The organism is Paraburkholderia sp. J11-2, assembly GCF_905220185.1.
Classification (GTDB): domain Bacteria; phylum Pseudomonadota; class Gammaproteobacteria; order Burkholderiales; family Burkholderiaceae; genus Paraburkholderia.
Genome location: NZ_CAJMYY010000002.1, coordinates 221,844 through 245,358, shown reverse-complemented (window position 1 = coordinate 245,358; position 23,515 = coordinate 221,844). Strand labels below are relative to the sequence as shown.

The following is a 23,515-nucleotide window of genomic DNA, read 5'->3' as shown; positions in this document are numbered from 1 at the left end:
CGCGGCGTGCAGCATGCTGCCTGTCCTCGGCGCAAAGCACGCATTTGCCGCCGACGTATCGCCTTCGTCATCGCCCGACGACACCGGCATCACCGCGCAACTCGCGCGCTACATCGTCGCCGCGCGCGACAAGCCGTTACCCGACGCCGTGCTGATCGAATGCAAGAACCACATACTCGATACCATCGGCGCGATGGTGTCGGGTTCCCGCATGCGACCCGGCATGCTGGCGACGCAATACGTCCGTTCGCTTGGCGGCGCACCCCAGGCTTCGGTCGTTGGCTCGGACCTGCGCACGAGCGCCGTGAACGCCGCGCTCGCCAACGCCATGTGCGCGCACTCCGACGAGACCGACGACTTCGAGCCCGTCACGAAGGCGCACCCCGGCTGCTCCACGGTGCCCGCCGCGCTCGCGCTAGGCGAAGCACAGGGCGCATCGGGCGCGGCGTTCGTGCGTGCCGTCGCGCTGGGTTACGACACCGCGTGCCGGCTTCTCATGGCGCTCGGCCCGGACCTCGTGCGCGCGACACATCGCAGTGCGGAAGGCACGGCCTCGACGTTCGGCGCGCTTGGTGCGGCCGCTGCGCTTGCACGGCTCGACGAACGCCAGACGCGTTACGCGATCTCTTACGCGGCGCAACAGGTTTCTGGGCTGTGGAGTTGGGTGAAGGACCGCGATCACATCGAAAAGGCGTTCGATTTCGCGGGTATGGGCGCGCGCAATGGCGTGATGGCGGCAACCATGGTGCAGTCGGGCATGACCGGCGTGGCCGACGTGCTCGACGGCACGCACAATCTCTTCATTGCGCTCTCCACGAAGCCGCAGCCCCCGGCGATGATCGACCAGCTCGGCAGCCGCTTCTTCGTGACCGAAACGGCGATCAAGACGTATTCGGTGGGCTATCCGATTCAATCCCCGCTCGACGCATTGCTCACGCTGCGGCGGCAATATCAGCTCACGCCGGACAACGTGCGAACAGTGGCGGTGAAGGTGCCGCCCGACGCCATCGGCATTGTCGGCGACAGCGCGATGCCCGACGTCAACTGCCAGCACATGGTGGCGCTGGCGCTCGTGAAGGGCGCGGTGTCGTTCGCGGACAGCCACGACGCCGCGCTCATGCGCGACCCGCAGATCCTGGCGCAGCGCGCGAAGGTGAGTGTCGTTGCGGACCCGAAGCTGAGCGACCCGTCCGCACCGCGCGGCGGCATCGTCGAAGTGACGTTGACGGACGGGCGCACCGTGAGCCACTACACGCGCTTTCCGCCCGGCACGAAAGAGAACCCACTGAGCGTCGCGCAGGTGAACGAGAAGGCGCGCGATCTCATGGAGCCGGTGCTCGGCCAGCAAAAAACCGCACAACTGATCGAGCGGATCAACGCGCTGGAGCACGTCGCGAACGTCGCCGACCTGCGGCCGCTGTTCACGGCGTGAAATGCTCGCTACGGCATGCGCGTTCGGGAAGTATCCACGCCAGGCTCGTCCTTGATGGCCAACAGGGCGACGGACTCAGTGCCGTGCCGCCGCGTGGCCTTCCAGATCATCAGCAGGTGGTAGTAAAGGCGCGGGCTGAAGCCGAAGCGGTACGCGTAGAGATTGCCGAGCGCGAGCTGCAGCCCGGCGCGTGCTTCGCGATTGCGTGCGAGCAGCGAGACCACGATCGGCACGAGCCGGCGCATGGCGAGCTTGCGGGCCGGTTCGAGTTCGGGCGGCAGCGCGAGGCCGTTGAGAAAGCGCCACGCCGAGATCGATGACGCATTGATGCTCGTGCGTGTTGCCTGGGATACCGAAACATCGGTGATGCGATAGCACGAGACGTATTCGTTCACGTAGCACACACGTTTTGCGGCGAGACAAAGCTGCGTGCCGAACACGTAGTCGCAGCAGGTGCCGTAGCGGTCGTCGTAGCCGATGCGCTTGACGAGTGCCGCATTCGCGAGCCAGCCGTTGTTGGGGAACATCTGCACGATGCCCACGCGGCCCGGCGGGTTTTGCAGGCCCGCCGCGCTGGCCGTACGGTGATAAGCGATGTTCATGCGCTCGCTGGCCGCGTGGATGATGCGCCCGTCATGGTCGGTTTCGTATTGATCGCCGAACGCGACTTCGAGATCCGGGTAGCGCTCCCACTGCGCAAGCAGCTTCTCGATGCAGTGCACGAGCAGGTAGTCGTCGTCGTGGATCAGGAGGATCTTGTCTCCGCTCGCGCGCTCGAAGAGGCTGGCCACGTTGGGCGCCTGGCCGAGCGCGGGCACGTTGCGCCGGTAGGCGATGCGCGGGTCGTTGCCGTAACGCGAGGCGACCAGTTGCGCCGTGCGGTCGTCGCTCGAGTCGTCGCCGATCACGATCTCGATGTTCGCATGCGTTTGCATGAGGCACGATTCGATGCAGCGAACGAGCAGTTCAGGCCGGTTGTACGTCGGCAGGCAAATGGAGACCTTCGTTGTTGTCGTCATGGGCAGACCCCAGTGCTTGAGGGATGCGGAGACGTTCGCAAAAAGCGGGTTCGTAATGCGAACTTCATCCGTTGGACATGACGGTAAATGAAAAAAACTCGAAAGAAATGGGAAATAATTCGGAAGGAATGCGACTTGCGCACGGCGGCCCGCAGAGCCTTTTGCGGCGGCCATCCGCGCAAGGCGCCGATCTTTTATCTGACAAATCGGAAAGAAAATCCGGGCGGCAAAATAATCCGGATTGATTGGTCAATGCACTGAGTGCCGGAACACTCGCGTCAATCGCGTTAACATTGGCGCTCCGCCTGACACGACCGCTGGCATCCATGGCTTCGATCTCCTACGCCCACAAACCGCTCACGCCGTTTCGCCGTGCGCTCGCCCGCTTTTCCCTCTCCGAACTCGCGAAATACACGAAGCTCACGCTCGGCATGTGGATCGGCTTCGGCGTTCCGTACGCGTGCGGATATCCCGAAGCGGCGGTCGCGCTCTCGGGTTCGGCCATGCTCACGCTCGCGCTCGGCAGTTCCATCTCGGCGGCGCGCGGCTACTTCTACAAGCGCGTGATGTCGAACCTCGTGGCAATGCCGATCGGCACGCTGCTGATCTGGCTGACCGCGCCGCATTTGTGGCTCGGGGTGATCCTGCTGCCGCTCGTGATCTTCACGATCGTGCGCATCAGGCCTTCGGTGTTCCAGATGACGAGCGTTACCGTGCCCATGACGCTCGTGCTGTACACGGGCGAGCACATACCGTTGCTGGAGCAGCGTTTGATTGGCGTGGTGCTCGGCATGCTGCTCGGTTTCATCATCCAGCAGATTGCGTTTCCGCCCGATCACGGCTTCTGGGCGAATACGCTCGTCAACGACGGCAACGCGCAGGCCGAAGCGTTGCTCACCGAGGTCGCAACGAAAACGCTGGACCGTGCAAAGCTGAAATCGGCGACGGCCGCACTGCGGGTGTCGAGCAGCAATCTGAAGCAGGCGCACGATCTGCTCAAGTCGGACCTGGAGCAGTCGTGGGTGTCGCCGCATCTGAAGCGCAACCGCGATCGGCTGCCGCTGTTCTCGTGCTACCACGAGCTATTCGATTCGATCGTCGGCTTTCTCGAAACGCTCGACACGTTCAACGCGCAATACGAGGCGCTGGACGCGCAATGGAAGGACGCGTACCGGCGTGGGCTCGCGCGCCTGGTGGACGTGCACCGGCAACTGGCTTCACAGGCCGACCTGCGGGTGGAACGCCCGGGTCTTCTCGTGGCGCCGCTCGCGCGCGAGGAACTGCATGCGCTGGTCGAGACGCTGCCCGCCACGGGTGTGTTTACGAGCGTCTATCTCGGGCATTTGACCGGCTACGGCATTCTGCTCAACCGCTTGAGCGACATGCATACCGAGCACTTGCGCAAGGCGTGAGCGCGGCTATGCCTTAGACGTATTGGGCGCTGCACTGGCATACCGCCCGGCGCAGGCGCGAGCGTCTACCCGTACTTCTCCTGGGGTGGGCGCGCCGCGCTACCACGCGTGGCGCGTTCCTGTCGCAGCCTCCCTTCAGCCTTGGCCGCCGGCCTTGCGCGCCCGATTGTTCGCGATTCGCAAATGACGTATTCGGGCGTTATCCGGTACTGATTACGCCTCGCTTGCGACTATCTTTGCGGCGTCGATGTCGATGGCGTCCTGCAAGCCTGCAGCGTGACACCTCGCGTCGCACACCGTTTTCGAACATGAGCGTGTGGCGCGGCATCCGGCCGGCCCAAGGAGACAGAGATGAAACCGAACACATGGGATACGGCCTACGAATGGAAGGCCGTGACGCTGCTGGCGCTGGGCTTTGGCCTCGTGGGCCTCGACCGCTGGCTGATCGCGCCGCTGTTCCCGTCCATCATGAAAGACCTCAACCTCAATGCGCAGGATGTCGGCAACTGCATCGGCATACTCGGCCTTTCGTGGGGCGTGTTCGCGGCGGTCATGGGCGGCCTGTCCGACAAGGTCGGGCGGCGCAAGGTGCTGATTCCGGCGATCATCGCGTTCTCGTTGCTTTCGGGCTTCTCCGGCATCGCAGGCGGTTTTGCCAGCCTCCTGGCCGTGCGCGCACTGATGGGCGTGGCCGAAGGCTCGTTTTGCCCAACGAGCTTCGCCGCCACGGCCGATGCCTCGCACCCGAAGCGCCGCGGCTTCAATCTCGGGCTCCAGCAAAGCGGCTTCGCGCTGTTCGGGCTCGCGCTTGCACCGATCATCGCCACGCAGTTGCTGGGGGTGATGAGCTGGCGCTGGGTGTTCGCGCTCGTCTCGGTGCCGGGCCTCATTCTCGGCCTGCTGATGTATCGCGTGATCCGGGAACCGCAAGGCGCCTCGTCGCCCGGCGCAGGCGCGCACGCGGCAAAGGCCGAACGCGGCCACTGGCGCGACGTGATCCGCAGCCGCAACATTCCCGTGGCCATGGTCGCGCTCTTCTGCGCCATGACGGGCGTGTTCGTGCTTGGCGCCATGCTGCCGCTCTACCTCACGCAGTATCTGTCGCTCGACACGCAGCGCATGGGCATCGTGGCCTCGGCGATCGGCTTTGGCGGTTTCGTCGGACAGTTCGGCTTGCCGGGGCTTTCGGATCTGCTGGGCCGGCGCATGGCGAGCATTCTCGGCTTCGTGGGCACCGCTGTCATGCTGATCGTGTTTCGTGGTCTCGGTGCACAGCCGCTCGAACTCTTCGCGGTGCTGTTCGCGGCTTCCTTCTTCACGCTGGGCCTCGTTTCGCTGCTCTCGGGACCCGTTGCCACCGAAGCCGCGCCGGCCGGCATGGTGTCGACGTCGATTGGCCTCGTGGTAGGCGCGGGCGAAATATTCGGAGGTGGCGTGGCGCCCGCGCTTGCAGGATTCGTTGCCGCGCATTTCGGTATCCAGAATATTTTGTGGCTGCCGATTGGCGCAGTTTTGCTCGGTGTCCTGGTGAGCCTCTTGCTCAAGGAAACCGCGCCCGCGAAGCTGCGGCGCAGCGAGACGGTTGCCGCCGCCGCGCCATTGCCCGCGGCGGGGCAGGCCGAGTAGGCGAAGCGCGCCGTCCACGTCGCCCACTCTTGCCATGCCGCTCGTGACACAGCGGCATGAGCGATGGGAAGCGGGCCCTATACTGGGAGGGCGCGAACCCATAAAGAAGAGAGGAGCATGGATCGATTCCTGAGCATCGAGGCTTTTGTGCGCGTCGCGGAAACGAGCAGTTTCGCGGAAGCGGCCCGGCAACTCGGCGTTACCAGTTCGGTCGTGACGAACCGCATCCAGCAACTGGAGAAGTTCGTCAACGCACCGCTCTTTCATCGCAGCACGCGGCACGTGCGCCTCTCCGAAGTCGGGGAGGCGTTTTATCGTGAATGCGCCGAGGTGGTGGGGCGCGTGAACGAGCTGACCGACCAGATGCGCGAGCTGCGCGCAACGCCAACGGGCAGGCTGCGCATCCAGATACTGCCGGGCTTCGCGCTGGGCCATTTCGGTGCGCCGCTTGCCGAGTTCAATCGCCGCTATCCCGGCATTCAGCTCGATGTGATCGTCAATGACCGCGTGGTCGATCCGATCGAAGAAGGCTTCGACGTCGCTTTCCAGATCTTCCCGCCTATTTCCGATTCGCTGATCGAGCGGCGGCTCTTTTCCGTGCGGCGGCTCTTCTGCGCCACGCCTGCTTATGTGGAGGAGCATGGCGCGCCGCAGCATCCCCGCGAATTGCTGCAGCACACCACGGCGCTCTATTCGGGTTATCCCTCGCGCAACCGCTGGACGATGACGCGCGGCGACGAAGTCGTGGAGATGGAATTGCCCGGCATGATCCGCTCGAACTCCGTGCATTTGCTGCGCGACTACGCGCTCACGGGCGGCGGCGTGGTGTGCCTGCCTACGCTCGTGGCGAGCGAGGCGCTCCTGAACGGCTCGCTCGTGCCGATCCTCACCGACTACCACCTCTCGGCGTTGAGCTTCGCCGCCGTGTATCCCTCCACGCAGCGCCAGGCCCTGAAAGTGAAGGCGCTTGTCGAATTTCTCGCCGAATATCTGGGCCCCGAGCCCGCATGGGACGTGCCGTTGATCGAGCGCGGCTGGGTGCGCTAGCGCTCGCGGCGGGCCGCTGGATTTGCCTGCCGCGATTATTTGCGAAACGCGAATGCCGTAGTCGCCTGGCCGCCGGTTGTGGCCGCCGTGCAGCGCTCCTAAAGTTGTTTCCAACGACACCTTCCAAAACAGGAGACAGCCATGACCGATTCGTCGTTCCACACCCTCTTCGGCTCGCTCGAGCAGTACCGCAAGGGCGAGATCGAAATCACGAGCGGCGACGCCCGCCACTATGTTTTCTCGAACGTCTTCGAAGTCGCTGCAAACTCGGCGCCCTTTGAAAAGGTCGTGGTCGGCAAGAACCTCGAATACGTGATCGAGGTGCTGCGCACGCAGGGACAGTCGCGCTGGTTCGCCTGCGCACACGACGAGTTCGTGATTCTGATGGATGGCGAAGTGCGCATCGACTTCATCAAGCTCGATACGCCGCCCAAGGGCGCTACGGGCACGGTCGACGCGGGCGAGCAACCCGCAGGCCGCAAGATGGGCCACGTGGTGCTGCGCCGCGGACACCAGGCGCTGCTGCCGGCGGGTTGCGCGTATCGCTTCAGCGCGCAGAAGGCTGGCGTGGCGCTCGTGCAGACCATGGTCGGTGAACTGTCCGTGCAGAAGTGGGCAGATATCTGCCTGCACTGAAAACACGCGCCAACCCATCACTAGAGACGACTGGAGACACAAATGGCCACCCTCGAAACCCTCGACCACTCCGCAGGTTTTGCCGCCGACACCGTACGCGCGAGCGAGCCCGACGCCGTGACCGGCTATCGCCGCTACACGCTTGGCGCGTTCGAATTCACACGCGACGAATACTTCGTGAAGGTACTGTGGCCTGCGAAAGGGCAGACCCGCACGCACGCCATTCCCGCCGACGCCTTCCTGCGCGCGATGATGCGCGACGTGGCGTGGGGCTTCTTCTACGGCTGGGTGAATTTCGATCACGTGTTCGGCACGCGCAATCACTACGGCAAGGTGGACGTCTACGCCGGTTCGTTCAACGGCATCATGAAGGAAGCCGGCGTGGACTATATCGAGACCTTCGAAACGCCCACCATCATGGCGACCTTCAAGGCGATCCTGCACGACTGGACCAACGAAGGCTTCGACCCGTTCGCCGCGCCCGAGGAAACCGGCACCGCATTCGGCCGCAAGCATGGCGAGAACGACGCCGCAATCGAGCGCACGCGCATCGCCACGCGCCGCATGCCGGGCCTCGAAGGCGACTCGCCGCTGCGCGACGACCTGCCGGTGAACCGCGCCTTCGCCGACGTGCCTCAGGACAACCCCGAAGTGCACGCCGAGCCCGGCTTCGAATGCGAGTTGCACGCGTTCAACCTCTTCAAGTACCTCTCGCGCTCGGACGTGACGTGGAACCCCTCGGTCACTTCGGTATGCGGGCAGAGCCTGTTTTGCCCGACCACGGAGGAATACATCCTGCCGGTTTTCCACGGCAACGACCGCGTGGAATGGTTCCTGCAGCTTTCCGACGAAATCGTCTGGGACATCGGCGACAAGAACACCGGCGCGCCGCGCGCCCGTATCACCATGCGCGCGGGCGACATCTGCGCCATGCCCGCCGATATCCGCCATCAGGGCTATTCGACCAAGCGCTCGATGCTGCTCGTGTGGGAGAACGCGACCGCGGACCTGCCCAAGCGCTACGAGAGCGGCGATCTCAAGCCGTATCCGGTCGACTTCTGAAAGCGCCGCGAAGTTATGCAGCATGCCTAAGCATTAATCGAGGATTGACTCATGCAAACGCAATTGTTCATCGACGGCCGATTCGTTGACGCCGTCGAAGGCGGCACGATCGACGTGCTGAACCCGCACGACGGCTCGTTGATCACGAAGATCGCCGCCGCCACCGCCGCCGATATCGATCTGGCTGTGGCCGCCGCCACGCGCGCTTTCCCCCAGTGGGCCGCGATACCCGCCGCCGAGCGTGGCCGGCTGCTGCTGCGTCTGGCCGACGCCATCGAAGCGAACGGTGAAGAGCTTGCGCAACTGGAATCGCTCGATACGGGGCACCCGATTCGCGATTCGCGCGCGCTCGACGTTCCGCGCACGGCGGCGTGCTTCCGCTATTTCGGCGGCATGGCCGACAAGCTCCAGGGCTCGGTCATTCCCGTTGAAACAGGCTTTCTCAACTACGTGCAGCGCGCGCCCATTGGCGTGGTGGGTCAAATCGTGCCGTGGAATTTTCCGCTCATGTTCACGAGCTGGAAGATGGGCCCGGCGCTCGCAGCCGGCAACACGGTCGTGCTGAAGCCCTCGGAAATCACGCCGCTTTCCACGCTGCGCATTGTCGAACTGATGGCGGAAGTCGGCTTTCCCGCGGGTGTCGTCAACATCGTGCCGGGCTATGGCCATACGGCCGGGCAGCGGCTCGCGGAGCACGAGGGCGTGGGCAAGATCGCTTTCACCGGATCGACGGCTACGGGGCGGCGCATTGTGGAGGCCTCGAAGGGGAACCTGAAGCGCGTGCAGCTCGAACTGGGCGGCAAGGGCGCCAATATCGTGTTCGACGACGCCAATCTCGACGCCGCCATCAACGGCGCGGCCTGGGCGATCTTCCACAACCAGGGCCAGGCGTGCATCGCCGGTTCGCGTCTGGTGCTGCACGAGCGCATCGCCGACGAATTTCTCGAACGCTTCGTGGCGCTCGCCACCTCGATTCGTGTCGGTAATCCTTTGGATTCCGAAACAGAAATGGGGCCGCTCACCTCGCTGCAACACCTGGAGCGTGTGAAGGCATTCGTGGATGTGGCGCGCGAGCAGGGCGGGCGCGTGCTCACGGGCGGCACCTCGCCGCAGGACCCCGCACTCGCCAACGGCTACTACGTGCGCCCGACGGTGATCGAGGCGAAGACGGCGGACGATCGTATCGCACAGGAAGAGGTGTTCGGCCCGTTCGTGACCGTGCTGCGCTTCAAGTCCGACGAGGAGGCGCTCGCCATTGCCAACGGAACCGAGTACGGGCTTGGCAGCGGCCTGTGGACGCGCGACCTGTCGCGCGCGCACAGCATGGCGGGCAAGATTCACGCGGGGATGTGCTGGGTGAACTGCTACAAGCGCGTGAATCCGGGCAGCCCGTTCGGCGGAGTCGGTCAATCGGGCTACGGCCGCGAAATGGGCTTCGAGGCGATGCACGACTACACGGAGGCCCGCTCGGTGTGGGTCAACGTGGACGCGCAGGTGCCCCCGCACTTCAAGCGTTGAGGCACGTATGGATCGCTTCGTTTATCAGGGCTTGCCGTCGCGCGTGGTGTTCGGCTGGGGCAACCTCGCGCGCTTGCCCGAGGAAGTGGACCGGCTCGGCGCGCGCCGCGCGTTGATCCTCTCGACGCCCGAGCAGCGTCCGCTCGCGGAAGAAGTCGCGCGCCTGCTTGGCGAGCGCGCCGCCGGCGTCCACGCGCAAGCGGTCATGCACGTGCCGGTGGAAGTCGCGCGGGCCGCACGCGAACAGGCGGCGGCGCTGGACGCGCAGTGCTGCGTGGCCGTGGGCGGAGGCTCGACCATCGGCCTTGGCAAGGCCATCGCGCTCGAATCGGCACTGCCGATCATCGCCGTGCCCACCACCTATGCGGGCTCGGAGATGACGCCCATCTACGGCCTCACCGAAGGGCGCCTGAAAAAGACCGGGCGCGACCTGCGCGTGCTGCCGCGCACGGTGATCTACGACCCGTCGCTCACGGTCTCGCTGCCGGCCGGTATTTCGGCGGCCTCGGGCATGAACGCCATGGCGCATGCGGTAGAAGCGCTCTATGCCCAGGACGCGAACCCGGTAATCAGCCTGATGGCCGAGGAATCGATTCGCGCATTGGGCGATGCGCTGCCGGTTGTCGTGCGTCGCCCGGACGACGCAGCGGCGCGCAGCCGCGCGCTCTACGGCGCGTGGCTCGCGGGCAGTTGCCTCGGCGCGGTGGGCATGGCGCTGCATCACAAGCTCTGCCACACGCTCGGCGGCACGTTCAACCTGCCGCACGCGCAAACGCATGCGGTCATGCTGCCGCATACGGCGCACTACAACCACGCGGCTGCGCCACAGGCCATCGAGCGCGTGGCGCGCGCGCTCGGCGGCGCGCATGCGGACGAAGCCGGTCCGCGGCTCTACGCATTGAACGAATCGCTTGGCATTGCACTGTCGCTCAAGGAAATCGGCATGCCCGAAGCGGGACTCGATGAAGCGGCCGATCTCGCATGTACGAATGCCTATCCCAATCCGCGTCCGCTGGAGCGCGAGGCGATCCGCGCGTTGCTGCAACGGGCGTGGGAAGGCGCGGCGCCGCGCTAGCCGAGCGCGTGGCGCACAAAACAGAGGAAAGGAGACAACCATGTCGATGCATGGCACCGAGGCCGAACGCGCCTTGACCGAACAGGTCGTGGCCCGGTTCGCGAACACACCCGACGGGCGCCTGCGCACGCTGATGCAAAGCCTCGTGCGGCATTTGCATGCTTACGTGCGTGAAGTCGAGCCGACCGAGGCGGAGTGGTTTGCCGCGATCCGCTTCTTGACCGAGACGGGCCAGATGTGCGACGACGTCGTGCGCCAGGAATTCATCCTGCTTTCCGACACGCTTGGCGTGTCGATGCTCGTCGACGCGATCAATCACCGCTACGCTTCCGGTGCGACTGATACGACCGTGTTCGGCCCGTTCTATATCGACGGCATGCCGGAACGCGCCTATGGCGAGAACATGGCGTTCACCCCGGGCACGCCGGCGCTCGTGCATGGCCGCGTGCTGACGACCGACGGCAAGCCCGTGGCGAACGCGCTGCTCGACGTGTGGCAGACGGCGGACAACGGCATGTACTCGGGGCAGGACACCGCGCAGCCGCACGGCAACCTGCGCGGCCGTTATCGCACCGACGCCGAAGGCCGCTACGCGATCCGCACCATCGTGCCGGTGTGCTACCCGATTCCGACCGACGGTCCGGTGGGCCGCATGCTCAACGCCACCGGGCGGCATCCGTGGCGGCCCGCGCATCTGCACTTCATGATTACGGCGCCGGACCACAGCCCGCTCGTGACACACCTGTTCAACCAGAACGACCCGTATCTGGACTCGGATGCCGTGTTCGGCGTGAAGCCCTCGCTGCTCGTGGACTATCGCGAGCGCGCCGCGGGCGACTCGGCCGCGCAGCAGTTTGGCTTCGAGGGCGGCTTTCGCGAGGCGCGCTACGACTTCGTGCTGGAGCGCGCATGAGACCGCACACGCGCTACTACGCGGTATTCGCTACCGACAAGCCCGGCATGCGCGAAGTGCGCGAGCGCGAGCGCGCGGGGCATCGCACGTATCTGCGCTCCGCCGCGCAGCGCGGCGTGTTCGTGAGGCTGGGCGGTTCGACGCTCGCGCCGCATTGCAACGCGCTCAACGGCACGCTGCTCGTGATCGAGGCGGAAGGATACGACGACGTAATGCGCTTCGTGCGCGACGATCCCTATACGCTGGCGGGCTTGTTCGAACGTGTCGAGATTCGCCCGTGGGACTGGAATCTTGGCAATCCTGAGCAACGAGTGTGAGTCATGCAGACTGTGAGCCTGTGTTGCCTCGACGATGTGCCCGATGGCGGCGCGCGCGTGATCGACGCCGCGCTGGCAGGGCGGCCGGTCGTCGTCGTGCGGCGTGCCGGCGACGTGTGGGCGTACGCAAACCGCTGCCCGCACTTCTCGGTGCCGCTCGACTACGAGCCAGGCCGTGTGCCAACGTATCGCGCGCAAGTGATCATGTGCGCGCATCATAGTGCGTTGTTTCGCTTTGAAGACGGGCAGTGCATCGAAGGTCCGTGTGCAGGCGCGAAGCTCGATGCGATTCCCGTGTGGCTCGATGCGCACTCCAACGTCGTGACGCAGTGCGCATGAGCCGCCCAGGTATGCGCCGTTAGCGGCGCAGTCAGGCCGGCTTGATGAGCCCGAGCTGCGTGAGCGCCGTTACGCCGTCGTCCAGTCCGATCTCTTCCACGATCTTTCCGTTCTTCAGGCGCAACACCGTCGTGCCGGTGAAATGCATCTTGCGGCCGCTCGCCGCCGGCAACGCTCCCGCGAGAAAGTCCCCGAACGCCGGGCCCGAATGCGTGCCGCCGCCTTCCCACTGACCCACCACGAATTCGCCCTCGGCGATGAGGTCGGCTGCACCCCAGAAGTTCAGATTGGGGAACGCCGTGCGAAAGCCGCTCATGAACGCCTTGATGTCCTCGCGGCCGCGGCGCGGCTCGTGCAGCGAATACTTGAGCAGCATGTCCGGCGCGGCCAGTTCGTCGACGATACCCAGGTTACAGGTTTCGCCCCAGAAACTCGTGAACCAGCGGCCAACGATCGCCTTGTTGTCCTCTTGCATCGACATGTTCGACTCCTTGCTGATTTCGATTCATGGTGAAGCGGGATTGCTTCGCCTGAAACGCACAATATCGAGCAGCAACCCGAGCAGATACCCGTTTCTTGCCGTGACGTTCGAGCGCGATTCACGCTGCGGCGCGCGCGGAATTAGAGCGCAACATCCGGATCGGAACGCGTGGTGTGTCGGCGTATCGTGAGTCCGTATGCGATGTCGGCGAGAATAGCCGTCGCGACATGAGGAAACGGAGCGATGAAAACCGCAGCCATGAGGGCGGACAAGCCGGAATCCGGCACTTACGATTGGGTCGAGATCGAGCGATCGCTCGATGCGCACGGTTACGCCGTTTTGCCCCGTGTGCTCAGGCCCGTGCAGTGCACGCAACTCGCCGCGCTATACCCGAGCGACGATGGCTTCCGCTCGCGCATCGTGATGGCGCGTCACAACTTCGGGCGCGGGGAATACAAGTATTTTTCGTATCCACTGCCGTCGTTGTTGCAGCGGTTGCGGCAGGCGATCTATCCGCACCTCGCGCCTATCGCCAATCGATGGAACAAGCGACTGGGGATCGACACGCAGTATCCGGCCAACCTCGATACGTTTCTCGACCAATGCCACCGCGCAGGCCAGACACGCCCAACGCCGCTCATCCTCGAATACGGCCCAGGCGACTACAACTGCCTGCACCAGGATCTCTACGGCGAACATGTGTTTCCGCTGCAGATGGCGATGCTGCTCTCGCGGCCCGGCGTTGACTTCGAGGGCGGCGAGTTCGTGATGACGCAGAGCGCTTCGAACGGCCAATGTGCGGAAGTGATTCCGCTGGAGCAGGGCGACGCGGTGCTGTTCACCGTCAACCAGCGGCCGGCGGCGAATCGGCGCGGCGGTACGCGCAAGGTCGCCATGCGCCACGGCGTGAGCGTGGTGCGCAGTGGGAAGCGTCATACCGTCGGCCTGATTTTTCACGATTCACGTTAGTGCGCGCAGAACGCGAAGGACCGCATCATGCAATTGTTTCTTGGCCATATCGAGTCGCCGGTTGGCGATCTCATGCTGGTGAGCGATGCGCAGCACCGGCTACACGCGCTCGAATTCTCCGATCACCGCTCGCGTCTGCATCGTGGTTTGCGCGAACGTTACGGCAGCGCCGAATTGATCGACGCTGCCGCGCCGTCTTTGATAACGGACGCCATGGCGCGCTATTTCTCCGGCGAATTGGGCGCGCTCGATGCGCTACCGGTCGTCATGGCGGGTTCGGATCTGGAAGAAAAGGTCTGGGCCGCGTTGCGTCGCATTCCGGCTGGCACGACCACGAGCTACGGCAAGCTCGCGAAAGCGCTGGGATTCGACGATCCGCGCGCGGCAATCGACATCGGTGCGGCGAATGGCGCGAATCCCATCGCGATCGTCGTGCCGTGCCATCGCGTGATTGCCAGCAACGGCGAGTTGAAAGGCTACGCGTGGGGCCTTCATCGCAAGCGTTGGCTGCTCGAACACGAGAAGGCGATTCCCGCTACGCGCGAAGTTCCGCGAACGGCAACACTCCCGGGGTTTTGACATGATCGACGCAATGGATTGGCGTGCGATCGCCGCGCAACTGGATAGCGAAGGTTATGCGGCACTGCCTCGACTCTTTGGCGCGGACGAAGCCCGTGTGCTTGCGCGCGAGGCCAGCGCATCGAGCGCATTGCGCCGCGTGTCGCTCGATTCGCTCGATCTCGGTTGCGGCGATCTGCTGTATTTCGACGCCGCTTTGCCGCAGCCTTGGGCGCATTGGCGTGCGGACCTCTATCGCCAACTAGCGCCTCTCGCGAATCGCTGGAACGAGATCCTTGGCATGCCTTATCGATTTCCGATTGAACTGACTGCATTTCTCGAGCACAACCGGCGAGCAGGGCAAACGCAGTCGCAATCGCATTTGAATCAACTGCGCGCCGACGACTATCTGGCGCTGCATCAACGCAGCGAAGGAGAGCATGTCTTTCCGCTGCAAGTGGTCGCCTTGCTCGCGGCGCCGGGGAAAGACTTCACGGGCGGCGAACTGGTGTTGACGGAGCAGCGCCCGCGCATGCAGTCGCGCCCGACAGTCGTTCCGCTTGGCCTGGGCGACGCGGCGATCATCGCCACGGCCCAGCGGCCATTCAAAGGCAGCAGCGGTTACTACCGTGTGAACCTTCGGCACGCCATCAGCCGGGTGCGCAGCGGCGAGCGCATCGGCTTTGAGTTGTCGTTCCACGACGCGCCGCAAGCGGCAAACGGTCAACACGCCTTCGATCTGGATACCTGACGCATCCCATGCGGTCGCGCTGAGGCGCGCACAGGCACTCCGATCCATCATATGCAGATGCAACTAACCGCCTAGTCCGCCCGCCCCGGACCAGCGCCGCCCTGCGGCGGCCTCACTCCGCTTCCAGATAGCGCATTTGGCCCAGGGACTTCCCCTAAAAAGACTTTATCGACTATTTGTCGATAAATTGTCGTGATAGATTCCTGGCCTGAATCGGGCGCAACGGGGAAGCGCGCCCGCGCGGCCGGCGTCACGAGTCCGGCGCAAAGACACAAGGCGGAGGAGAGATGCTGGTTCTGATAGGGGTGCCGATCGTGGTGATCGGCTTTGCATTGCGCCTGAACGCGCTGCTCGTCGTGACCGCGGCGGGTATTGCAACGGGGCTTGCGGGCGGCCTGCATACGGTCGAGATCGTCAGCGCTTTCGGCAAGGCGTTTGCCGATAACCGCTACATGGGCCTTGTCTGGCTCACGTTGCCCGTGATCGCGCTGCTCGAGCGCAACGGCCTGCGCGAGCAGGCAAAAAACCTCATTTCGCGCGTGCACGCCGCCACCACCGGCCGCGTGCTGATGCTCTACTTCGTGATCCGCCAGATCACGGCCGCACTCGGCCTCACGTCGCTGGGCGGACACGCGCAGATGGTGCGTCCGCTCATTGCGCCCATGGCCGAAGGTGCCGCCACGCAGCGTTACGGCGACGTACCCGACGCGGTGCGCCAACAGATCCGCGCGAACGCCTCGGCCGTTGACAACATCGCCGTGTTCTTCGGCGAAGACATCTTCATCGCGATCCAGTCGATCCTGCTCATCAAGGGCTTTCTGGAGCAGAACGGCATCATCGTTCAGCCGCTGCAAGTCTCGGTCTGGGCGATTCCCACCGCGTTCGCGGCGCTCCTCATTCACTGCGTGCGCCTGAAACTGCTCGATCACAATCTCTCGCGGCGCCTCGGCGCGGCCAATGCGCCGGGCGCAGCAAGCCGCCAGGGAGCCGCATCGTGATCAAGCTCGAATCGCTTTATATCGTCGCGGGTCTGATGTTCGCGTCGTTCGCCCTCTTTAACCTGCTCGACCGCGCGAACCCGCGCCGTGTCGTCAACTTCGTGTTCTGGGGCGTCTATGCCGTGACGTTCCTGTTCGGCGGCGTGCTGCCGCATTTCGTGATGGGCTGCCTTGCCATCGCGCTCGCCTTGATCGCGGGCTCCGGCAAGCTCGGCCGCAGCCCTGCGGGCAATGACAACGCCACGGCCCAGGCGCGCCGCGAACAAGGGGCGGGGCGCTTCGGCAGCCGGCTCTTCATCCCCGCGCTGCTGATTCCCGTGATCACGCTCGTCGGCACGCTCACGCTCAAGTACGCGCCCTTCGTCGAGGCGAAGAACGTCACGCTGATCTCGCTCGTGATCGCTACGCTCGTGGCCTTCGGCGCGGCGCTCGTCATGTTGCGCGATTCGCCCGTGCACGCGCTCAAGGGCGCACGGCACACCATGGACGCCGTGGGCTGGGCCGCCATCCTGCCGCAGATGCTCGCGGCGCTCGGCGCGCTGTTCGCGGCGGCGGGCGTGGGCCACGTGGTGTCCGAACTCGTCACGAACTGGATTCCGCAAAACTCGGCGTTCGCGGTCGTGGCCGCCTACACTTTCGGCATGGCCCTCTTCACGATGATCATGGGCAACGCCTTTGCGGCCTTTCCGGTGATGACCGCGGGCATCGGCCTGCCGTTGATCGTGCATCAGTTCCACGGCAACCCCGCGATTCTCGGCGCGATCGGCATGCTCTCGGGCTTCTGCGGCACGCTCATGACGCCCATGGCCGCGAACTTCAACATCGTCCCGGCAGCGCTGCTCGAATTGAGCGACAAGAACGGCGTGATCAAGGCGCAATGGCCGACCGCCGTGCTGCTTCTCGTCGTCAACACGCTGCTGATGTACGCCTTCGTTTTCCGGTTCTGACGAGTTCACGATGACCCCACACCTCACCGCCGCCCACGCCTCGAAGTTCGCCTCGCTCGCGCTCGCCCACCTCACGCGCGAGTATCCGAACAAGCTGACGCACTCGCTCGAAGGCCCGCAGGACGTGCAGGGCCCGCGCGCGCTGCACCCGGTGTTTTATGGCAGCTACGACTGGCATTCGTGCGTGCACGGCTACTGGCTCGTGCTGCATCTGCTGGAGCGCTTTCCCGACTTGCCCGAGGCGGCGCAGATCGTCGCCGTGGTCGACGAGCACTTCACGCCGGAGAAAATGGCGGGCGAAATGGCCTACCTCACGCTCGCGCACAACCGCGGCTTCGAGCGGCCTTATGGCTGGGCGTGGCTGCTGGCGCTCGCGGCGCAGGTCGACGCGCTGAAACTGCCGCAGGCCGCGCGCTGGAAGGCGGCGCTGGCGCCGCTCACCGAGTGGTTCGTCGAGCGCTTCGAGGAATTCCTGCCGAAGGCAACGTATCCGCTGCGCGTGGGCACGCACTTCAACACGGCGTTCGCGCTCACGCTCGCGTATGACTTCGCGAAGGCCACGTCGCGCCCGGCGTTGGTGACGCTGATTGAAGACACGGCTATGCGCTGGCACGCGAACGACGCGGGCTGCCAGGCGTGGGAGCCGGGCGGCGACGAATTCCTCTCGCCCGCACTGAGCGTCGCCTTGCTGATGAGCCGCGTACTGCGCGCGCCGCAGTTCGAGCCGTGGTTCACGCGCTTCTTGCCCAATCTCGCGGCGCAAGAACCCGCCACGCTCTTTACGCCGGCCACCGTGACCGACCGCAGCGACGGCAAGATCGCCCACCTCGACGGGCTCAACCTGAGCCGTGCGTGGTGCCAGCGCTCGCTCGCACGCGCACTGCCCGCCGGCGACGCTCGCGTTGCTGTGCTCAACGATGCCGCGCAAGTGCATCTGGCCAGCGCGCTCGACCACGTGGCCGGCGACTATATGGGTGAGCACTGGCTCGCCACCTTCGCGACGCTCGCGCTCGAAGCATGACAAACGCGTGAAACCTGTGGGGCGCGCCCCTTTCCAGACTGAAGATTTCCGCGCGCGCGGTCGATATAACGGGCTGAAGCCCCGAGCCGCCGCCGGAATCCGCAGTCCATTGCGCAGGGCATAGACTGGCTCGGGACGTCGAACCCACTCAGGTCTGGAAGGTATGCAAGTAGAGAAATTCATGACGAGCCGTGTCGTCACCGTCGGTTTCGACGAGACGCTCGCAACGGTGCGCGAGATCTTCACGGAGGCGAGCTTTCACCATCTGCTCGTGGTCGAAGACGGCAAGCTGCAAGGCGTCGTCTCCGACCGCGACCTGCTGCGCGCAATCAGCCCGTTCATCGACAGCGTGGTCGAATCCGCGCGCGACCTCGGCACGCTTAACAAGCGCGTGCACCAGATCATGAGCCGCAAGCCGCTTACGCTGCGGCCCGAGTCGACCCTTTCCGAAGCTGTGGCCCTCTTTCTCGCCAACAAGATTTCGTGCATTCCCATCGTCGATGCCGAATTCCGGCCCGTGGGCATCGTGAGCTGGCGCGACGTGCTGCGCTATCTCGTGCCGATGGACGAGGGCGAGGCGGGCGGGGAAGCGGTCAGCGCGTGATGCGCATTGACTCGCAGGCATCCCGTATTTCGGTCTGTAATACGAAGTGTTGCTAACGGTCGTACTTCTTTGCGGCGAACCATAAAGTTCGCAACCTCTCCTGCCGTTGTTATGTACTGGACGCTTAAACAGCCCGCACGACCGGGCTGCACTGGGTAAGCGCGCCGGAACATTCGATGAAAACGACTGGGACACGCGTGGCCTCCAGTGCTGCGCGCCCCACGGAGAGAGACCAGGAATGCTTCACAAGCTGTCAATACGCGCCAGCCTGACGCTGATGATCGCCTTCTTCGGCATCGTCCTGATTGGCGGGGCCGCCACAGGACTTCTGTCGATGCGAGCGGGCAACGAGTCGCTGCGCACGATGTACACCGTCGATACGCCGGCCGTCGCGGACCTCGAAGGCAGTGCCGGCCAGCTGCTGCGTTTGCGCCTCGCGCTCGCCACCAACGCCTCGCTTTCCGAACTCGGCGACCACGACGCCGCCGACGCGGTGCTCAAGCGCTACGACCAGTACCTGAAGAACTCGAACGAGCGTCTTGACCACTATCTGTCGATTGCGAGCGGTGAGGGCGAGGCGCAGGATCTCATCGCCGACATGCAGGCCAAGCGCAACAGCTTCCTGCACGACGGCGTCGAACCGGCGCTCGCGGCGCTCAAGGCCGGCGACAAGACCGCGTTCCAGGAAATGCAGGGCCACAAGCTGCCGTCGCTCTACGGCAGCTACGAAAAGGCGATGCTCGTGCTCGAGAAGCGCCAGATCGACCTCGGCGCGCAGCGCTACCAGGAAGCGCAGGACCGTTTCAATGCAGTGAGCATTGCGGTGGCCGTGGGCATGGTGCTCTCGTTGCTGCTCGCATGGATTGGCCGCGCCGCGCTCATGCGCGCGATCGTGCATCCCGTCGACGCCGCTATCGCGCAGTTCCAGCGTATCGCCGCGGGCGATCTGAGCGGCACGGTCGAGGCGACGAGCAACAACGAAATGGGCCGCCTTCAGGCTGCATTGCGGCAGATGCAGGATGCGCTCATCAAGACGGTCAGCAGCGTGCGCGAAGGCGCGCTGTCGATCGACAAGGGCGTGAGCGAGATTGCCGCGGGCAACACGGATCTTTCGCAGCGCACCGAGGAGCAGGCCGCCTCGCTCGAACAAACGGCTGCGAGCATCGAGGAACTGACCTCCACCGTCAAGCAGACCGCCGAAAACGCCCGCCAGGCCAGCACGCTCGCCGAGGGCGCTTCCGGTCTCGCGGCACAGGGCGGTGCGCTCTCGCGCGAAGTGGTCGGCACGATGCAGGACATCGTGGGCGACTCGCGGCGCGTGGGCGAGATCGTCGGTGTGATCGAGGCCATTGCGTTCCAGACCAACATTCTCGCGCTGAACGCGGCCGTGGAAGCGGCGCGCGCGGGCGAGGAAGGGCGCGGCTTCGCGGTGGTGGCGAGCGAAGTGCGCTCGCTCGCGCAGCGCAGCGCCGCGGCGGCCAAGGAGATCAAGGAGCTGATCGAGTCGTCGACGTCGCGCGTGGAAACCGGCGCGGGCCTCGTCGAGCGCTCGGGCTCGACGATGAGCGAGATCGTCGAGGCGATCGCGCGCGTGAGCGCGATCATGAACGAGATCGCATCGGCGGCGGCGGAGCAGAGCACGGGCATCGATCAGGTCAACATCGCCGTTGGCCAGATGGACCTCGTGACCCAGCAGAACGCGGCACTCGTTGAGCAGGCAACGGCCGCGGCTTCGTCGCTCGAAAACGAAGCGCACCGGCTCAATGCCGCGGTTTCGGTGTTCCGCACCGGGCGCACGGGGTAACACGCACGAAGGCGCACGAACGCGCACGCTGCATGGTGTGAATCGCCGGTTATAGTCATGCATTGACGACTGCGGACCTCGGACACCATGCAGCTTCTCGATCACGTTTCGATCGGCGTTCCCGATCTCGATGCAGCGCGCCACTTTTACGACGCGATCATGAACGCGCTGGGCGCGCTCAAGGTCTATGACCGCCCTGGCGCGCTTGGCTACGGCGAGCGGTGCGACGCCGCCGAAACGCAATCGTCCTATCTTTCCGTCTATCTGGACTCCAGTGCCATCGTGCCGAACAAGCGGCACTGGTGCTTCAAGGCCGCTTCGCGCGCTCAGGTCGATGCGTTCCATGCAGCCGGCTGCGCGGCGGGCGGCCGCTCCGATGGCGAGCCGGGCTTGCGGCCGCACTATCACGCCGACTATTACGCTGCCTTTCTTGTCGATCCGGCCGGCAACCGCGTCGAGGCGGTGTGCCATTTGGCACCCGCCTGACGTTTCGTAACGCGCTATACGCGCAAATCCACCGTCATTGAAACTTCGCAATCCTTCTCGATCCGGGTTGACCCGGAACGAGGCGAGGCCGCAATGCGGTTGCCAAACGCCCTTCCAAACGCCGATCATTGACGCAGCGGCGCAAACGCGATTCGTAGGAGAAGGGTAAATGTCAGGCACTGGAAAATACTGGTTTCGAGCCAAACGCTATGGCTGGGGGTGGGGACTTCCGCTCACCTGGCAGGGTTGGGCGGCGCTAGCTGTGTATGTGCTGTCGATCTGTTTGATTGCTGTTTTTTTTGAACCGCACCGGCATGCGTTCGCGTTCGCGGGGCTCGTGATACTCGCCTCGCTCGCGCTTTGCGCGGTGTGCTGGCTCAAGGGCGAGCCGCCTCGCTGGCGGTGGGGCAAGCAGCGCTAGCGCGCTGCCCAGGTTGTGCTGAAGGGGAACGCAATGGCACAAGCACAGCAAACCGGCAGCGCTGCGCTGCTGGGCACATGGAAGCTGCAATCTTTCACGACCGAAGATCTGGACACCGGAGAAAAGACCGAGTTGTTCGGCTCACACCCAGGCGGCTATCTCAACTACAGCGCCGACAAGCGGATGTACGCGATTGTGGTCGACAAGCACCGCAACGCGCCCGCCGACCTCGTGCCCACCGACGCCGAGCGCATTGCGCTGTTCAACGGCTTATGCGCTTACGCGGGGACGTGGAGCATCGAGGGCGACCTCGTGAGTCACCATGTCGACACTTCGTGGAATGAATCATGGACGGGGACGATTCAGTTGCGCCGTTTCAGAATCGACGGCAACAACCTGTACCTCACGATGCCGCCCGCCCGCAATCCGGTCACGGGCAAGGAATGCATTTCAGAGCTGGCGTGGGTGAAGGTCGAATAGACGGCACGTTCAACTGTCGTATACGTGAAGATCGCAATCATCGACGTGAGGCATGCGCGAGGTGTTGCGCGTCGCGTTCGCAGCCGTGCGGGGCGGCGCATTTTTTTGCCGCTTTGCACCATGAAAGCTGCACGTTACCTGTCATCGTTTTTACCGATTGAGCACGCAAAGGCTGGTGATACTGTTGTGGGCGCATTCTTCAAAGCTGCAATGTAGCGGGCAGATGTTCCTCAACGATCCAGGCGAATCGGAGATGCAGGATGTCCAATAACGGCGTGTGGCGAAACCTTTATCGCGTAGCGGCGACGGGTATGGTGGCAGCAGGGCTGGGCCTCGCGGCCGGCGCGCATGCCGCGGGCGACCCGATCAAGATCGGTGTGATCAGTGAGGAGTCCGCAGTGGCGGGCGCCTCGATCAGCAAGGCGGCGCAACTCGCCGCGGACGAGATCAACGCGAGCGGCGGCGTGGATGGCCGCCCTATCCAGATCATCGCGTATGACGACCACTCGTCGGCCTCCGACGGCGTGCGCGCATTCCAGCGCGCAGCGACCCAGGACAAGGTGGTCGCCGTGATCGGCAGCTATATCAGCGAAGTGGCGCTCGCCATGGAGCCGTGGTCGGCGCGGCTGAAAATGCCCTTTGTTACGCCGGGCGCCGCGAGCAACGACATTTCGAAGCACGTTCACGACGACTACGACAACTACAAGTACACGTTCCATGGCTGGATGACGTCGGCTTTCATTGCGCAGTCGATCTGCGACTTTTCGCACGATATTCTCGTTGGCCAGTTCAAGATGAAGTCGACGGTCGTGATGAGCGAGGACGCGGCGTGGACCAAGCCGCTCGACGAGCGCTTCATGGAATGCCTGCCCAAGGCCGGTCTCCAGGTGCTCGATCATATCCGCTTCAATCCGGATACTTCGGACTTCACACCAATTTTCAACCAGATCGAGGCCAAGCACCCCGATACCATCACCACGGGCATCAGCCATGTGGGCGTGCAGCCAACCGTGCAATGGCACGACCAGCAGGTGCCGATCCCGATGTCGGGTCAAAGCTCGCAGGCCACGACCACGAGCTTCTGGAAGGACACGAACGGCGCGACCGAAGGCGTGATCACGGCTTCCGCTGCGGCTCCGGGCGTGGCAATTACGCCGAAGACGGTGCCCTTCGCGGATGCGTATCAGAAGAAGTTCGGCGTCTCGCCAGCGTATTGCGGCTTCTCGACGTACGACCTTGTTCACATCATCGCGGATGCGATCAAGCGCAACAAAGGCTCGACCGATCCGGACCAGATGGTCGCCGCGCTCGAGAAAACCGACTATGTAGGCACGATCGGGCGCTGGCAGTTCTACGGCAAGAACGACCAGTTCACGCACGCGCTCAAGTACGGCCCGGGGTATATCACCGGCATCAACCTGCAGTGGCAGGACGGCAAGCAGATTGCGATCTGGCCGAAGTCCGTCGCGAACGGCAAGGTCAAGTTCCCGACCTTCATCAAGATCCAGCAGGCCAGCGCGAACTAGCTTCGTAGTGCGTCGCGTAGTGCGGCCCAACGCCCAGGCGTCGGGCCGCGCTGCGCATCCAGCGACCCACCCA

At 64.4% G+C, this 23,515-nt stretch carries 26 protein-coding genes; 23 read left to right on the top strand and 3 right to left on the bottom strand.

The genetic code is table 11. The features are described from left to right. The first annotated feature begins 13 nt into the window (after window positions 1–13). On the top strand, window positions 14–1,432 hold the full coding sequence (locus tag U5A57_RS03360) for an MmgE/PrpD family protein (RefSeq protein WP_321908166.1): 1,419 nt from the start codon (window positions 14–16) through the stop codon (window positions 1,430–1,432). Between the two features lie 8 nt (window positions 1,433–1,440). On the opposite strand, the gene U5A57_RS03355 is transcribed toward U5A57_RS03360, so the two are convergent. Both U5A57_RS03355 and U5A57_RS03350 read right to left on the bottom strand, forming a co-directional pair. Continuing rightward, window positions 1,441–2,451, bottom strand: coding sequence for a glycosyltransferase family 2 protein (locus U5A57_RS03355; RefSeq protein WP_321908165.1), 1,011 nt, complete (start codon window positions 2,449–2,451; stop codon window positions 1,441–1,443). Between the two features lie 64 nt (window positions 2,452–2,515). Next, on the bottom strand, window positions 2,516–2,779 hold the full coding sequence (locus U5A57_RS03350) for a hypothetical protein (RefSeq protein WP_321908164.1): 264 nt from the start codon (window positions 2,777–2,779) through the stop codon (window positions 2,516–2,518). Here U5A57_RS03350 and U5A57_RS03345 point away from each other — a divergent pair. The 10 genes from U5A57_RS03345 (at window position 2,778) to U5A57_RS03300 (ending at window position 12,396) form a co-directional block, all read left to right on the top strand. Further along, a complete protein-coding gene (locus U5A57_RS03345; protein WP_321908162.1) occupies window positions 2,778–3,863 on the top strand; it encodes an FUSC family protein in 1,086 nt (361 codons plus the stop codon). The genes U5A57_RS03350 and U5A57_RS03345 overlap by 2 nt on opposite strands. A gap of 351 nt (window positions 3,864–4,214) precedes the next feature. Further along, window positions 4,215–5,489 (top strand): MFS transporter, encoded by a 1,275-nt coding sequence (locus U5A57_RS03340; protein WP_321908160.1) that lies wholly within the window; start codon window positions 4,215–4,217, stop codon window positions 5,487–5,489. A gap of 117 nt (window positions 5,490–5,606) precedes the next feature. After that, the gene (locus U5A57_RS03335; RefSeq protein WP_028204520.1) at window positions 5,607–6,536 is read left to right on the top strand and encodes a LysR family transcriptional regulator; all 930 of its coding nucleotides are present in this window, start codon (window positions 5,607–5,609) and stop codon (window positions 6,534–6,536) included. A 141-nt stretch (window positions 6,537–6,677) separates the two neighbouring features. Beyond that, a complete protein-coding gene (locus U5A57_RS03330) occupies window positions 6,678–7,172 on the top strand; it encodes a hydroxyquinol 1,2-dioxygenase (protein ID WP_321908157.1) in 495 nt (164 codons plus the stop codon). A 42-nt stretch (window positions 7,173–7,214) separates the two neighbouring features. Then, entirely contained in the window at window positions 7,215–8,234 is a 1,020-nt protein-coding gene (locus U5A57_RS03325; protein WP_321908155.1) for a hydroxyquinol 1,2-dioxygenase, read from the top strand. Between the two features lie 51 nt (window positions 8,235–8,285). Next, window positions 8,286–9,752: an aldehyde dehydrogenase family protein gene (locus U5A57_RS03320; RefSeq protein ID WP_321908154.1), complete on the top strand. Its 1,467-nt coding sequence runs from the start codon at window positions 8,286–8,288 to the stop codon at window positions 9,750–9,752. A gap of 7 nt (window positions 9,753–9,759) precedes the next feature. Next, window positions 9,760–10,827: a maleylacetate reductase gene (locus tag U5A57_RS03315; RefSeq protein WP_321908152.1), complete on the top strand. Its 1,068-nt coding sequence runs from the start codon at window positions 9,760–9,762 to the stop codon at window positions 10,825–10,827. Between the two features lie 40 nt (window positions 10,828–10,867). Further along, window positions 10,868–11,740, top strand: a complete 873-nt coding sequence (locus U5A57_RS03310) for an intradiol ring-cleavage dioxygenase (RefSeq protein WP_321908150.1) — start codon at window positions 10,868–10,870, stop codon at window positions 11,738–11,740. Then, window positions 11,737–12,057, top strand: a complete 321-nt coding sequence (locus U5A57_RS03305; protein WP_321908149.1) for a YciI family protein — start codon at window positions 11,737–11,739, stop codon at window positions 12,055–12,057. Before U5A57_RS03310 ends, U5A57_RS03305 begins: the two co-directional genes overlap by 4 nt. Window positions 12,058–12,060: 3 nt before the next feature. After that, window positions 12,061–12,396 carry a Rieske (2Fe-2S) protein gene (locus U5A57_RS03300; RefSeq protein WP_321908148.1) on the top strand — a complete coding sequence of 112 codons (336 nt, stop codon included), beginning with the start codon at window positions 12,061–12,063 and terminating at the stop codon, window positions 12,394–12,396. 31 nt (window positions 12,397–12,427) lie between these two features. Here the strand turns inward: U5A57_RS03300 and U5A57_RS03295 are convergent, their stop codons facing one another. Beyond that, window positions 12,428–12,877, bottom strand: coding sequence for an ester cyclase (locus tag U5A57_RS03295; RefSeq protein ID WP_321908147.1), 450 nt, complete (start codon window positions 12,875–12,877; stop codon window positions 12,428–12,430). A gap of 243 nt (window positions 12,878–13,120) precedes the next feature. On the opposite strand from U5A57_RS03295, the gene U5A57_RS03290 reads away from it, so the two are divergent. The 12 genes from U5A57_RS03290 (at window position 13,121) to U5A57_RS03235 (ending at window position 23,442) form a co-directional block, all read left to right on the top strand. Beyond that, entirely contained in the window at window positions 13,121–13,846 is a 726-nt protein-coding gene (locus U5A57_RS03290; protein ID WP_415774573.1) for a 2OG-Fe(II) oxygenase, read from the top strand. Window positions 13,847–13,873: 27 nt separating this feature from the next. Further along, the gene (locus U5A57_RS03285; protein WP_321908145.1) at window positions 13,874–14,425 is read left to right on the top strand and encodes a methylated-DNA--[protein]-cysteine S-methyltransferase; all 552 of its coding nucleotides are present in this window, start codon (window positions 13,874–13,876) and stop codon (window positions 14,423–14,425) included. Window position 14,426: 1 nt separating this feature from the next. Further along, window positions 14,427–15,155 carry a 2OG-Fe(II) oxygenase gene (locus tag U5A57_RS03280; protein ID WP_321908144.1) on the top strand — a complete coding sequence of 243 codons (729 nt, stop codon included), beginning with the start codon at window positions 14,427–14,429 and terminating at the stop codon, window positions 15,153–15,155. A 287-nt stretch (window positions 15,156–15,442) separates the two neighbouring features. Then, window positions 15,443–16,153 (top strand): DUF969 domain-containing protein, encoded by a 711-nt coding sequence (locus U5A57_RS03275; protein WP_321908143.1) that lies wholly within the window; start codon window positions 15,443–15,445, stop codon window positions 16,151–16,153. Next, window positions 16,150–17,100, top strand: a complete 951-nt coding sequence (locus U5A57_RS03270; RefSeq protein ID WP_321908142.1) for a DUF979 domain-containing protein — start codon at window positions 16,150–16,152, stop codon at window positions 17,098–17,100. Before U5A57_RS03275 ends, U5A57_RS03270 begins: the two co-directional genes overlap by 4 nt. Window positions 17,101–17,110: 10 nt before the next feature. Then, window positions 17,111–18,121, top strand: a complete 1,011-nt coding sequence (locus U5A57_RS03265) for a DUF2891 domain-containing protein (RefSeq protein WP_321908140.1) — start codon at window positions 17,111–17,113, stop codon at window positions 18,119–18,121. A 163-nt stretch (window positions 18,122–18,284) separates the two neighbouring features. Continuing rightward, window positions 18,285–18,725, top strand: coding sequence for a CBS domain-containing protein (locus U5A57_RS03260; RefSeq protein WP_321908138.1), 441 nt, complete (start codon window positions 18,285–18,287; stop codon window positions 18,723–18,725). 238 nt (window positions 18,726–18,963) lie between these two features. Continuing rightward, window positions 18,964–20,529 carry a methyl-accepting chemotaxis protein gene (locus tag U5A57_RS03255; protein ID WP_321908137.1) on the top strand — a complete coding sequence of 522 codons (1,566 nt, stop codon included), beginning with the start codon at window positions 18,964–18,966 and terminating at the stop codon, window positions 20,527–20,529. 87 nt (window positions 20,530–20,616) lie between these two features. Further along, window positions 20,617–21,015 carry a VOC family protein gene (locus U5A57_RS03250; RefSeq protein ID WP_321908135.1) on the top strand — a complete coding sequence of 133 codons (399 nt, stop codon included), beginning with the start codon at window positions 20,617–20,619 and terminating at the stop codon, window positions 21,013–21,015. A 169-nt stretch (window positions 21,016–21,184) separates the two neighbouring features. Further along, window positions 21,185–21,436 (top strand): hypothetical protein, encoded by a 252-nt coding sequence (locus tag U5A57_RS03245; protein WP_321908134.1) that lies wholly within the window; start codon window positions 21,185–21,187, stop codon window positions 21,434–21,436. A 33-nt stretch (window positions 21,437–21,469) separates the two neighbouring features. Further along, window positions 21,470–21,916, top strand: coding sequence for a lipocalin-like domain-containing protein (locus U5A57_RS03240; protein WP_321908133.1), 447 nt, complete (start codon window positions 21,470–21,472; stop codon window positions 21,914–21,916). Between the two features lie 260 nt (window positions 21,917–22,176). After that, window positions 22,177–23,442: an ABC transporter substrate-binding protein gene (locus tag U5A57_RS03235; RefSeq protein ID WP_321908132.1), complete on the top strand. Its 1,266-nt coding sequence runs from the start codon at window positions 22,177–22,179 to the stop codon at window positions 23,440–23,442. Window positions 23,443–23,515 lie beyond the last annotated feature (73 nt).

Bases quoted from the DNA above. Each gene is read 5' to 3' on its own strand.
- U5A57_RS03260 (WP_321908138.1), top strand. From the start codon at position 18,285: ATGCAAGTAGAGAAATTCATGACGAGCCGTGTCGTCACCGTCGGTTTC.
- U5A57_RS03300 (WP_321908148.1), top strand. From the start codon at position 12,061: ATGCAGACTGTGAGCCTGTGTTGCCTCGACGATGTGCCCGATGGCGGC.
- U5A57_RS03310 (WP_321908150.1), top strand. From the start codon at position 10,868: ATGTCGATGCATGGCACCGAGGCCGAACGCGCCTTGACCGAACAGGTC.
- U5A57_RS03320 (WP_321908154.1), top strand. From the start codon at position 8,286: ATGCAAACGCAATTGTTCATCGACGGCCGATTCGTTGACGCCGTCGAA.
- U5A57_RS03340 (WP_321908160.1), top strand. From the start codon at position 4,215: ATGAAACCGAACACATGGGATACGGCCTACGAATGGAAGGCCGTGACG.
- U5A57_RS03335 (WP_028204520.1), top strand. From the start codon at position 5,607: ATGGATCGATTCCTGAGCATCGAGGCTTTTGTGCGCGTCGCGGAAACG.
- U5A57_RS03360 (WP_321908166.1), top strand. From the start codon at position 14: ATGCTGCCTGTCCTCGGCGCAAAGCACGCATTTGCCGCCGACGTATCG.
- U5A57_RS03295 (WP_321908147.1), bottom strand. From the start codon at position 12,877: ATGTCGATGCAAGAGGACAACAAGGCGATCGTTGGCCGCTGGTTCACG.
- U5A57_RS03305 (WP_321908149.1), top strand. From the start codon at position 11,737: ATGAGACCGCACACGCGCTACTACGCGGTATTCGCTACCGACAAGCCC.
- U5A57_RS03240 (WP_321908133.1), top strand. From the start codon at position 21,470: ATGGCACAAGCACAGCAAACCGGCAGCGCTGCGCTGCTGGGCACATGG.
- U5A57_RS03285 (WP_321908145.1), top strand. From the start codon at position 13,874: ATGCAATTGTTTCTTGGCCATATCGAGTCGCCGGTTGGCGATCTCATG.
- U5A57_RS03255 (WP_321908137.1), top strand. From the start codon at position 18,964: ATGCTTCACAAGCTGTCAATACGCGCCAGCCTGACGCTGATGATCGCC.
- U5A57_RS03290 (WP_415774573.1), top strand. From the start codon at position 13,121: ATGAAAACCGCAGCCATGAGGGCGGACAAGCCGGAATCCGGCACTTAC.
- U5A57_RS03355 (WP_321908165.1), bottom strand. From the start codon at position 2,451: ATGACGACAACAACGAAGGTCTCCATTTGCCTGCCGACGTACAACCGG.
- U5A57_RS03325 (WP_321908155.1), top strand. From the start codon at position 7,215: ATGGCCACCCTCGAAACCCTCGACCACTCCGCAGGTTTTGCCGCCGAC.
- U5A57_RS03245 (WP_321908134.1), top strand. From the start codon at position 21,185: ATGTCAGGCACTGGAAAATACTGGTTTCGAGCCAAACGCTATGGCTGG.
- U5A57_RS03275 (WP_321908143.1), top strand. From the start codon at position 15,443: ATGCTGGTTCTGATAGGGGTGCCGATCGTGGTGATCGGCTTTGCATTG.
- U5A57_RS03345 (WP_321908162.1), top strand. From the start codon at position 2,778: ATGGCTTCGATCTCCTACGCCCACAAACCGCTCACGCCGTTTCGCCGT.
- U5A57_RS03350 (WP_321908164.1), bottom strand. From the start codon at position 2,779: ATGGATGCCAGCGGTCGTGTCAGGCGGAGCGCCAATGTTAACGCGATT.
- U5A57_RS03265 (WP_321908140.1), top strand. From the start codon at position 17,111: ATGACCCCACACCTCACCGCCGCCCACGCCTCGAAGTTCGCCTCGCTC.
- U5A57_RS03315 (WP_321908152.1), top strand. From the start codon at position 9,760: ATGGATCGCTTCGTTTATCAGGGCTTGCCGTCGCGCGTGGTGTTCGGC.
- U5A57_RS03250 (WP_321908135.1), top strand. From the start codon at position 20,617: ATGCAGCTTCTCGATCACGTTTCGATCGGCGTTCCCGATCTCGATGCA.
- U5A57_RS03330 (WP_321908157.1), top strand. From the start codon at position 6,678: ATGACCGATTCGTCGTTCCACACCCTCTTCGGCTCGCTCGAGCAGTAC.
- U5A57_RS03235 (WP_321908132.1), top strand. From the start codon at position 22,177: ATGTCCAATAACGGCGTGTGGCGAAACCTTTATCGCGTAGCGGCGACG.
- U5A57_RS03280 (WP_321908144.1), top strand. From the start codon at position 14,427: ATGATCGACGCAATGGATTGGCGTGCGATCGCCGCGCAACTGGATAGC.